This is a genomic window from Brachyspira hampsonii (genome assembly GCF_001746205.1).
GTDB classification, from domain to species: Bacteria; Spirochaetota; Brachyspiria; order Brachyspirales; family Brachyspiraceae; genus Brachyspira; species Brachyspira hampsonii_B.
Map to the genome: position 1 here is coordinate 360,913 of NZ_MDCO01000012.1, position 10,392 is coordinate 371,304.

The 10,392-nt window shown below is 30.1% G+C and carries 6 protein-coding genes; 5 read left to right on the plus strand and 1 reads right to left on the minus strand.

Annotation, left to right across the window (positions count from 1 at the left end):
- Positions 1-45: 45 nt before the first annotated feature.
- The gene (uvrA, locus tag BFL38_RS10675; protein WP_069727022.1) at positions 46-5,874 is read right to left on the minus strand and encodes an excinuclease ABC subunit UvrA; all 5,829 of its coding nucleotides are present in this window, start codon (positions 5,872-5,874) and stop codon (positions 46-48) included.
- 434 nt (positions 5,875-6,308) lie between these two features.
- Here uvrA and BFL38_RS10680 point away from each other — a divergent pair, with 434 nt between their 5' ends.
- The 5 genes from BFL38_RS10680 to BFL38_RS10700 are packed head-to-tail and all read left to right on the plus strand — an operon-like array spanning position 6,309 to position 10,102.
- A complete protein-coding gene (locus BFL38_RS10680; protein ID WP_069727023.1) occupies positions 6,309-6,620 on the plus strand; it encodes an HPr family phosphocarrier protein in 312 nt (103 codons plus the stop codon).
- A 45-nt stretch (positions 6,621-6,665) separates the two neighbouring features.
- Positions 6,666-8,048: a GntP family permease gene (locus tag BFL38_RS10685; protein ID WP_069727024.1), complete on the plus strand. Its 1,383-nt coding sequence runs from the start codon at positions 6,666-6,668 to the stop codon at positions 8,046-8,048.
- Positions 8,049-8,064: 16 nt separating this feature from the next.
- Positions 8,065-8,499, plus strand: coding sequence for a dUTP diphosphatase (dut, locus tag BFL38_RS10690; RefSeq protein ID WP_069727025.1), 435 nt, complete (start codon positions 8,065-8,067; stop codon positions 8,497-8,499).
- Between the two features lie 38 nt (positions 8,500-8,537).
- The gene (locus tag BFL38_RS10695) at positions 8,538-9,359 is read left to right on the plus strand and encodes a hypothetical protein (RefSeq protein ID WP_069727468.1); all 822 of its coding nucleotides are present in this window, start codon (positions 8,538-8,540) and stop codon (positions 9,357-9,359) included.
- A gap of 2 nt (positions 9,360-9,361) precedes the next feature.
- Positions 9,362-10,102, plus strand: a complete 741-nt coding sequence (locus tag BFL38_RS10700) for a hypothetical protein (RefSeq protein WP_069727026.1) — start codon at positions 9,362-9,364, stop codon at positions 10,100-10,102.
- The last annotated feature ends 290 nt before the right edge of the window (positions 10,103-10,392 follow it).

Here is a 10,392-nt window from a genome sequence, read left to right on the forward strand (position 1 = left end):
AAAATACTTATTGTACAAATATTATAATAACTTTAAATTTATTAATCAAATGTACTTCCAAGTATAGCCTTTTTTCATTTCTAAAATCTCTTCAACAGTACCTTTAGCAATTATCTCCCCACCGTTAATTCCACCTTCTAATCCTAAATCTATTATATAATCAGCAGCTTTAATAACATCAGGATTATGTTCTATTATGATGACACTATGTCCTTTTTCTACCAATTTGTTTAAAGCTATAAGAAGCTTATTAACATCATCAAAATGAAGTCCTGTAGTAGGTTCGTCCAAAATATAAACTATATGCTCATCACCTTGTTTTTTTGCTAACTCTGTTGCAAGTTTCAAACGCTGCAACTCTCCGCCTGAGAAAGTATCAAGCCTTTGAGAGAGTTTTATATAACCAAGCCCAACCTCACTCATTATTGATAAAGTTTTAGTTATTGATTTGTCAAAGTCAAAAAACTCTATTGCCTCATCAACTGTAAGTTCTAATACTTCGGCTATGTTTAGAGATTTGAATCTTACAGATAAAGTTTCATCATTGTATCTTTTACCTCCGCAAGCCTCACAAACTATTTCCATGTCAGATAAGAAGTGCATAGCTATTTTTCTTATGCCTTTACCTTCGCATATATTGCATCTTCCTTCTTTTCCGTTATATGAGAATCTGCCAGCTGCGAATGCTTTCGCTTTTGCTGCAGGAGTTTTTGCAAATATATTTCTAATTTTATCAAACACTTTACTATAGCTTACTAATGTACTTCTGATGGAACCCACTATTGAAATTTGGTCAACTAATATAGTGTCTGAAACAATGCTAGGTATTTCAGCACTTTCAAATTTAGAGTATTGATTGAGTCTGCGTTTTTTTAGAGCAGGGTAGAGTGTATCTATTATTAAAGATGATTTACCGCTTCCAGATACTCCTGTAACAACAACTATTTTTTTTAAAGGTATATCAACACTAATATTTTTTAAATTGTTTGTGGAAACATTTTTTAATTTTATGCATTCAGTCTCTTCATTTCTTACAGCAGTTTTCTCGAATACTTTTTTTCTCTCGCTTAAATAATCTCCTGTAAGTGAATTATTAGAGTCTAATATATCATCATATTTACCTTCAAAAACTACTTCGCCTCCAAAAGCACCAGCAAAAGGTCCCATATCTATAATATTGTCTGCAGACTTCATAGTATCTCTGTCATGCTCTACTATTACAAGAGTATTTTTTAAATCTCTTAATTCTTTTAATGTATCAAGCAAATGACTTGTATCTCTTGGGTGAAGCCCTACAGTTGGCTCATCTAATACATAAAGCACTCCTGTAAGTTTAGAACCCAACTGACTTGCAAGCCTTATTCTCTGTGCCTCTCCTCCTGAAAGTGTAGCATATTTTCTGCCTAATGATAAATAATTTAATCCTACTTTATCTAAAAAGCTAAGCCTTGTATTTATTTCTTTTACAGCTTCTTTTGATATTGTATTTTCTCTATCTGTTAAAAGTTTAGGAAGTTCATCAAAGAAATTAATTGCACCTTCAACTGTCATAGCACATACTTGGCTTATATTTTTATCCTGTATTGTATATGCTCTCATTACTTCGTTTAATCTTTCTCCATGACAAGAACTGCATTCCTCATCAACAAAAAATTTGCCAAGCGATTTATCTTTCCACTCTGAATAATCTTCGCTTGTAACATCATTATTAGAATGCCAAGAAGTGATAACATTTCCTATAGCATAATCCCCCCCGAAGAATACTGTATCTATAACTTTTTTATCAAGTTCATTAAAAGGAGTTTGATATAAATCTTTTTTTGTTATACCGTTTCTTTTTAATAATCTGAATAATGAATCTGTATAATGCTTGCCATGAGTAGAAAACATATTATGAAGAGAAGTATCTAATGCCCCATCAAATAAAGGCTTTGTACTGTCTTTTATTGCCAAATCTATACTGAATGTAGGCTTACTTCCAAGTCCTTTGCACTCTTCACAGTATCCCCAATGCGAATTAAATGAAAAATGCCTTGGAGTAACTTCAAAATCAAATAATATACCATGCAGAAGACATGCTGGAAACTTTGTATGGAAACTTTCTTTTATAATTATGCCATGTGAGGCCTTTATATGCACCACTCCATTTGACAAATCCATAGCCCTTTCAATAGCATCAGCAATTCTAGCTCTTTTATCCTTTCCAACAACTATTCTGTCAATAACTATACCTACAGAATATATCTCTTCTTTTGATAAAGAATCAATTTCTTCTTCCGTAATATCATCTATAACATAATCATTATTATTAATCTGCATTCTCACATATCCAGCTTCTCTTGTTTTTTCTATAATCTTTTTAATATCTGTTGCATCTTTATCATCAAAAGTAAATCTATGATTAAATGAACTATGATATAAAGGAGAGATTATAATAAGTTTATGTAAGTCCATAGTATCAACTATTTCAGTTGCAAGTATAGAAGGAGTTTCAGCTTTTAGAGTATCTTTATCATTGCAATGCGGACAATGAGGCTTTGAGACTCTTGCAAAAATTAGTCTGAAATAGTCATAAATCTCTGTAACAGTGGCAACAGTAGAGCGTGGATTTCTGCTGACATTTTTTTGATCTATTGCTATGGAAGGTGCAAGTCCTTCTATTTTTTCAACATTAGCATCTTCAAATCTTCCTAAAAATCTCCTTGCATAAGTAGAAAGTGATTCAACAAATCTTCTCTGACCTTCTTTAAATATAGTGTCAAATGCAAGAGAGGTTTTTCCGCTTCCAGATACTCCTGTTATAACATTAATTTTATTTTTTGGTAATGTTAAGCTGATATTTTTAAGATTATGTTTATTAGCACCTTTTATAATAAGAGAAGTATTTTCTTCTTTTTTTGTTTCTTCTGTTTTTATAATTTCTTTTTTCTTTTTTGAAGGCTTTAATATTTCCTTAAGTTCTTTTGCAGTTAGAGATTCTTTTACTTTTATAATATCTTCTGGCTTTCCTTTAGCAACAACTCTGCCTCCTTTATCTCCGCTTAAAGGTCCCATATCTATAATATAATCAGCACATTTAATAACGTCCAAATTATGCTCTACAACTAAAACAGTATTTCCCTTTTCAACAAGTCCGTCTAATGCTTTTAATAATTTTTTTATATCCTCAAAATGAAGTCCTGTAGTAGGTTCATCTAATATATATAAAGTATTTCCTGTAGATATTTTATGAAGTTCGCTTGCTAGTTTTATTCTCTGAGCCTCTCCTCCAGACAAAGTAGTAGAAGGCTGTCCCAATTTTATATAACCAAGTCCTATATCTTCCATTATTTTTAATATTCTTGTTATTGAAGTTATGCCGTCAAAAAAATGAATAGCTTCTGAAACACTCATCTCAAGAACATCATAAATAGTTTTATCCTTGTATTTAACATCCAAAGTTTCTGCATTAAATCTTTTGCCGCCGCATTCCTCACAAGGCACTAATACATTAGATAAAAACTGCATTTCTAACTCTATAACTCCAGCACCCTCACAAGTAGGACATCTTCCTGTTTTCACATTAAATGAGAATCTGCCTTTATCATATCCTCTCATTTTTGCAAGTTTAGTAGCAGCAAATAAATCCCTTATAGGAGATAAAACTTTTGTATAAGTTGCAGGGTTGCTTCTTGGAGTTCTTCCTATAGGAGACTGATCAACTTCTATAACCTTATCAATATTTTCAAGTCCTTCTATTTTTTCATGACTGCCTGCTGTTAAAGTCTTTCCATAAAAATGATTATGCAAAGCACGCATTAAAATATTTTCAACTAAAGTAGATTTACCGCTTCCAGAAAGTCCTGTAACTACGATAAATAATCCCAAAGGAAACTCTACATCTATATTTTTTAGATTAAATTGATTAGCTCCTATTACTTTTAAAAATTTTCCGTTTCCATCTCTTCTTATTTTTGGTATTTCTATATCATCATCGCCGCGTAAATATTTTGCAGTGTAGGATCTGTCAGACTTTAAAAACTCTTCATAATCTCCAATGCCTACAACCTCTCCGCCATTAACTCCAGCATTAGGACCTATATCAATTAAAAAGTCAGACTCCTCCATAGTTTCTTTATCATGCTCTACAACTATAACAGTATTATTTTTATCTCTTAATGTTTTTAATGATTCTATTAATTTTTTATTGTCAGACTGATGAAGTCCTATTGAAGGCTCATCAAGTACATATAATACACCTTCAAGTCCGCTTCCTATTTGAGATGCTAGCCTTATTCTTTGAGATTCTCCGCCTGAAAGAGTAGGGGAGGAACGCTCTACTGTTAAATATGTTAATCCTACTTTTACCAGAAATGTTAATCTGTAAATAATCTCTTTTACTATAGGAGCACCGATTATCTCTTCATTAGGTTTCAATTTTAATTTAGTAAAATAATCGTATAAATCTTCTATAGTCATTGAAGAAAAATCGGCTATAGTCTTACCATTAAATTTAACTGACAATGCATCTTCATTGATTCTTTTACCATTGCATTTAGGACATTCAACTTCGTCCATAAAATTAGCATAATAACTATTTTTATAAGTTTCATAATCGTATTTTAGTCTGTCCAAAATGCCCGGCACTCTCTCTTCTACAAGTTTACTATGATACCAAAATCTTTTTCTCCATTTAACTTCTTTATCAGTACCGTAAAGCAAATATTTTTTTTCTGTTTTAGTTAAATCTTTCCAAGGCTTTTTTAAATCTATTTTATAAGTTTTAGCAATAACTTCTAATTCATCAATACCATATTCCATGTCAAAACCAATATGATCATCTACAAAACATGATAAAGCTCCATCATAAATATTTAAATTCTCATCTCTTACAATATGCTTTTCTGTAAACACATGTTCAACTCCAAGCCCTCCGCAAACAGTACATGCACCCATAGGGTTATTAAATGAAAATAAATTAGGCTCAATATCTGCAATAGAGTGTCCGCAGTTAGCACAGGATCTTTCTGTAGTATAGAGTTTATAATATTTATCTATTTCAAACTGCTTACTCATTTTTATTTTTTTCTTTTTAGCTTTTGTATCAACTTCATTTGTTTCAGGTATTTCTATATCATTATTAACTTCAATTGCCTCATTACTTTTTTCATGCTCTTCATAAAATGCTACAAGTCCTTTTGTTATTCTTATAGCCCTCTCAATATCATCAGTAATTCTTGACAAGTATTTATCTTCAACTTTTATCCTATCGATAACTATTTCTAAAGTATGCTTCTCATATCTTTTAAGTTCTGGTATTTCATCTTCATCGAATTTATAAACTATATTATCAATTCTTATTCTAGGATATCCTGCAAGTTTAACTTCTTCAATTTCCTTTCTATACTCTCCCTTTCTATCTCTTACAATAGGAGCTAGAACTAAAATTCTTTTTTCTGCAAACTCTCTTAACACACTATGAGCTATTTGATCTTCGCTTTGTTTAGAAATTTTATGTCCACATTTAGAGCAGTAAGGAACACCAAGCCTTGCAAAAATAAGTCTAAAAAAATCATAAATCTCTGTAACAGTGCCTACAGTAGAGCGGGGATTTTTATTAACGCTTTTTTGGTCTATAGAAATAGTAGGAGATAGTCCTTCTATATGTTCAACATCTGCCTTAGCCATAACGCCTAAAAACTGTCTTGCATAGGCTGATAATGATTCTAAATATCTTCTTTGTCCCTCTTTAAAAATAGTGTCGAATGCCAGAGAACTTTTTCCGCTTCCTGATACTCCTGTTAAAGTGGTGAGTGTTTTATGCGGTATTGAAAGCGATATATTTTTAAGGTTATGCTCCTTAGCTCCTCTTATTTCTATAGAATTGTTAGCCATTAATCTATCCTCAACAAAAAATAAAAAAGTCAAACTATTATAACATGAATTCTATATAAAAAAAGGTTTTACTAATATTAAATATTAATAAATAATTTTTACTACATATATCGCATTTAAAGCATACAAAAATGACTGTTAATTTTATTATTTTATTTAACGCACACAGAATAAAGCTAAAAAATAAAGTTAATTTATAATTCAAATTTAGTAAAATAAAATAATTCGTTAACCGTGCGTTAATGAGATTATTAATATAATCAAAGCTAGGGTGGGTAGCTAATAATTTGTAATTAAGCTGTAAATATAATTTTGATTACAATATCAAAACAAAGTTATAAAATCTAATGGGCGGGGAATTGTAAATAAAATAACCTTGAAAAATATAAATAAATATACTATAATAAAAATATAATAAAATCTCAGGATATCTAATGACATTAACAAATGTAGTAACAATCAAAAGTAAAAATGGAATGCATCTAAGGCCGGCAGGAGTTCTGTCTCAAATATCAAGTAAGAATGAATATTCTAATATAGGAATATTTTTACTTTATAATGGTGTAAGAGCAGATGCAAAAAGTGTATTTAATATTATGGGGCTTGGAGCATTTCAAGGAGCCAATCTAATATTAGAAATAGAATATGATGAAGGAATGGAAGAAATAGCTAAACAAGCTGAAAAAGAATTAATAAATTTCTTTGAAGAAGGATATATTCACGCTGAAGTTCCAGAAGATGACTAATATTTTGTGTATTTTCAATATAAAAATAAAACATAAGGATATTTAATGATTAGTTATTTTGTAATAGCTATGTTGGCAATATCTATTATTGTAGTTATGATTTTAACAATCAAGTTTAAAGTTCATCCATTCATAGCTATGCTGTTAGTAGCAATATTTCTAGCTTTCACACTTCATGTTCCATCTAATAATGATACAAACTATATAACAGAAATATCTGCTTTAATTGGAAAAGGTTTTGGCAATGCTTTGGCAAGTGTTGGTATAATAATCGTTTTAGGAAGTGTTATAGGTAATATATTAGAAATGTCCGGTGCTGCTTTAAAATTGGGTGAGATAGTGTTAAGAATAGTAGGTAAATCCCATCCGGCTTTAGCTATGAACATATTAGGTTTTATAGTATCAATACCTGTATTTTGTGATTCGGGATATTTAATACTTACACCTTTAAGAAAAGCTGTTGCCAAGAAAAGCGGAGCATCTCCTGTTGCATTATCAGTTGCATTGTCTACAGGACTTTATGCCTCTCATGCCTTAATTCCTCCAACTCCAGGTCCGGCTGCAGTTGTTAATCTATTCGGACTTGAAGCACATTTATTAACTATAATAATTATAGGCTTAATAGTTGCCATTCCAACCTCTTTAGTTGGAGCAATATATGGAATATTTATTTCAAAATATATAAAAAAACCAAATTACCCTGATAAATCTCCAACTTATGAAACTTTAATAAGCGATATCGGAGGACTTCCTTCTGCTTGGAAATCACTAGCACCTATAGTAGTACCGATAATATTGATGGCAATTGGAAGTATTGTTAGATTTGATTCTTTTAGATTTGGAAGCGGAATATTAAGAAACATATTTATATTTTTGGGTGAGCCGTCTATGGCATTATTTATAGGTTTTTTATTTGCCCTATTGCTAACCCATAAATTTAATAAAGAAGAAATATCTATGTGGATAGGTGATGGTATAAGAGCTTCCGGAAGTATATTGGCTATAGTTGGTGCAAGCGGTGCTTTTGCAGAAGTATTAAAATCTACTGAATTGGCAAAAATTATACCTGAATTGGGACATATATTCGGAGAATTAAATATGGGGTTAATACTGCCTTTTATTATGGCATCAGCTTTAAAAATAATATTAGGCTCATCTACAATAGCAGTTGTTACTGTAGCTACACTTTTTGCTCCTCTTCTTGGAACATTGGGATTTAATACGCCTATATCACAAATTTTAGTATTGATGGCTATAGGAGCAGGCTCTATGATAGCATCCCATGCAAATGACAGCTATTTTTGGATAGTAGTAGAATTATCTGGTTTAAAAATAAAAGATGCATATAAAGCTAGAACTTTAGCTACTTTTGTACAAGGTATTACTGCATTAATCATTATAATGATACTAGCTTTTTTATTCAGATAAAAATATTGGAGGAATAATGCTCAAAATAAAAATTATTAATAAATCTAAAAATCCTTTGCCTAAATATCAAACATCTGGTTCCTCGGGACTTGATTTACATGCTAATATAGAGAATCCTATTACTTTAAATAAAAATGATATAGTGTTAATACCAACAGGACTTTTTATAGAAATACCTGAAGGCTATGAAGCCCAAGTTAGAAGCCGAAGCTCTTTAGCATTAAAAAATGGTATTTTTTGTTTAAACTCTCCTGCTACAATAGACAGTGATTATAGGGGAGAGCTGAAAATAATATTAGCATCTTTAACTGATATACCATTTACTATAAATAATGGAGATAGAATAGCTCAAATGGTTTTTGCTAAAGTTGAAAAGATATCTTTTGAAGAAGTTGATTCATTATCTGATACAGAAAGAGGAGAAGGCGGTTTTGGAAGCACAAATAAATGACTATTGATATAATTGCTCTTTTAGTTTATAATAAATTTATGAATGTAAATAAAATGCTTTTATATATTGCAATATCATCATTATCAGTAATTTCCTGCGGACTTCCAGATGTTACAGGTGTAACGCTTGAATTAAATCAGCCTTATATAACAAAAGTTATACCAGGAAATCAGAAAATAACAGTAGAATTTGAAGCCCAAAATAATGAACCATCTTTCAGTGGATATAACATATATTTTGGAGATAATACATATCCTAGAAAATACAGATTATATAATCAGCAAAAAGCATTGCCTACTTTATTAGAAACAAAATCTACAGTTACTAAAAAGTATTCCTTTACTATTGAAACAGGAGCTTATTTTTCTACTAATAGTTCGGATATATCTACATTAAAAGATTCTGATTTAAATAATGGTATACCTATATATATTTGGGTATCTGCATATCAGATAACTCCTCAATTAGAAAGCTATTATTATTATGATAATTTTGTACAAATGGGAACACCAAGACCAGATGCACTAAATCAAACTATAAATACTGATACAACTATCAATTTAGAAGGAAGAGATTTAGCAAGATTAATAAATAATAACGGAGTATTATATTTTCAAAATGTCAATAATACAAGTATGATGATGGTATCAGGTACTTCTTTAGATGATGTTGTAGTTCCTCCGGAAAATGGATATGGAAATATTGATTTACAAGTTAAAGCTAACAGACTTTATTTAATAAAAATAACAGAAGGAAATAATGCCTATTATGGTAAAATATATGTAAGGAGTGTTAATGGTACTAGCAGTATTATAGCTGATTATTGCCGTCAAATTTCTGCTAATATCTTAAGTTATTAATTATGAAAAAAATTATCATATTTATCATACCAATTATTTTTTTATTTCTTTCTTGTAATGAAGAACTTATAACCATAGTTGATGAATATAATATTCCATATAATGTTTATGCTATACCAGGTAATAATAAAGTAAGTATAAGTTTTTGGTCTGGTATAATAGCTTCAGATTTTGCAGGTTTTAACATATATGCTAGTACTTCTGAAAATTTAGTGCAGCCTAATGATGCTATAAAAAATGCACAGCAGGCACTTCCAACTGTAGCAAGCAGCAATCATACCAGAACAAATTTTATAATAGAAATTCCTAATTATACTTTTAATAATAATACTTTATATTATGTATCAGTTACTGCTTATGGTACTAACAATCTAGTTGATAATAAATATATAGAAACTACAATTAATTCTGTACTTCCTGTAATACCGAGACCAGAAGGTACAGGAACTGGAACAACATTAACAGCAAATGCGATAGGTGTTGGTATAATGGATCCAAATACTGGAAAAGTAACACCTAGTTCAGGTTGGAAAGTGCAATATTTTGGATATCAAACTAATTTCAATACTGTAGTTAATGTTACAAATAACACAGATGACTCATTTGATAGCGAAGCCGTATACTCTATTAACGGGCTTTATATATTCAAAAATGGAAATCAATTAGCAAAAATTTGGATTACATCAGATAATTCTTATCAGTGGGCATATCAGTCAGATGCTTCAAAATGGTGGGGAATTTAAATTTATTACAATTTCATGTTTCTAATATTAAATATAAATATATATCATTTGATTAAATACAATATTTTATATTTTTATATAATACTATTATTTTAAATGTAATATAAAAAATATATAAAAATACTGTCTTTCTTTAGAGAATCTGTACTTCGTATAGTTCTCAGAACAATGCACTTTATTTATATATGATACAATCCAGCAATAGTATTCTATTGGTAAAAGAACTAATTTTTAATACGACTTTGTGCTTCATATCAAATCAACAATTATTAAAATTATAAATATTACAT